Annotated in this window: 1 protein-coding gene and 1 pseudogene; both read right to left on the bottom strand. The window is 68.5% G+C overall.

Features of this window, described 5'->3' with window-relative positions:
* Window positions 1–778, bottom strand: a pseudogene (locus tag ABZ281_RS49130) (hypothetical protein); the annotation flags it as partial.
* Window positions 779–1,018: 240 nt separating this feature from the next.
* Window positions 1,019–1,465, bottom strand: a 447-nt coding sequence (locus tag ABZ281_RS49125) for a BRCT domain-containing protein (protein WP_356665325.1), incomplete at its 5' end; no start/stop codon positions are given.

Here is a 1,465-nt window from a genome sequence, read left to right as displayed (position 1 = left end):
GCCGCTCGCGCTCGCGGCGGTACACCTCCGCCTTCGCCCGGGCCCAGTCGAGACTCTGCCTGTGGGCCTCTACGTACCGGCGACGCCAGATACGGATGCGGTGCTCGTCGGGAGTCTCCCAGGCGGCGCTGTCCGAGCGTGCGAGACTCCGGCCCGGGCTGACTTCACCGGGGCCCAGCCCCAGCTCGCGGAACCGGCGGATCTCGGCGTCGGCGCTGTCCACGATGACGTCCGGCGGATCAATGATCGTCCGCTGGTGCCTGTCATCCGGATCGAGAGCCCACTCCATGCCCGCGAACTGCGCCAGCACCGCGCGAAGCGTCTGCTCCTCCGTGGTCCTCAGGAAGTCGACGACGAGCATCTGCACCGTGTTGGGGTAGGCGTCGGCCGCCGCGAACCGCAGCATGCGCTTGAGGAACGCACCGCCCGGGCCTTGCTGGCTGCCCGACAGCACCTTCAGCTGCTCCGCCACCCGCCGATCGCTCAGTGCCGCGTTCGCCACGTGGTCGTATATCTGCCTGAATACAGCCATCTCCTCGCTCTCGGCGAGGATTGCATTGATGGCGCGCCGTACCCGCTTCTGGGCCGCCGGAAGGATCTCTGCCGGGGCGGACGGCCGGACCAACTGGCCCGCAGCGGCATGCAGTTCCCGGTAGAGCTCCAGCTGAAGCGCGGAAAGGATGAGGAGATCGCTGGGCTTGACCGGGGTCCGCTTGGCAGCCCGATCCGCGATCGCCAGAAGCTCAGAATCCGACAACTCGGGCATGTTCGAGTGCATGTCATCCCTACCTGGACGCGGAGGAGTTGGGGAGATGTCGCGGGGTGCCGTGCACCAGGCGATGAAATGACAGTACACATTGAAAGCTAATTAAGCAACGTCACTTTAGTGCAGAGCCGGGCCTGGCCGGTGCCCGGTCAGCGAGCACGCGTCCTGGCCCGGCCGTTCGGTGCGCTGGGCGGCGCAGGTGGCGAGGCGGGATCGCGTTCGCGGCGCGACGCCCGCCCCGGTCGTCTTGCGTCAGGCCAGGTAGTCGGCGACCAGCTCAGCGAAGTCCTCGGGGGTGAGGACCGTGACGCCGAGCTCGGCCGCCTTGACTGCCTTCGTACTCGGCTTGCCTCCGGTGGACGGTGCGGCGACGAGGATGGACGTCTTCGCGCTGACGCTGCTGCCCGCACGGCCGCCGGCCTTCTCGATCAGGGCGTTCATCTCGGACCGCCCGTAGGCCTCCAGCCGACCGGTCATCTTGCCGGTGACCACCACGACCTTGCCGGCCAGCGGACCTGCACTCTCCGCCGCCGACGCCTCCTGGGGCTCGGTCATGTTGACGCCCGCTGCGATCAGTTTGTCGATGACCGGCGCCAGGGCGACGACCTGCTCGACGATGACCGGGGCCTTCTCGGAGCCGATGCCCTCGACGCCCTGCAGAGCGGCAGCGTCAGCCTGACGGATGGCGTCCATGGTCCC

The sequence above is a fragment of the Streptomyces sp. NPDC006265 genome, assembly GCF_040613555.1.
In the GTDB taxonomy this organism is placed as follows: Bacteria; Actinomycetota; Actinomycetes; order Streptomycetales; family Streptomycetaceae; genus Streptomyces.
This window is presented reverse-complemented; position numbering and strand designations above follow the sequence as displayed.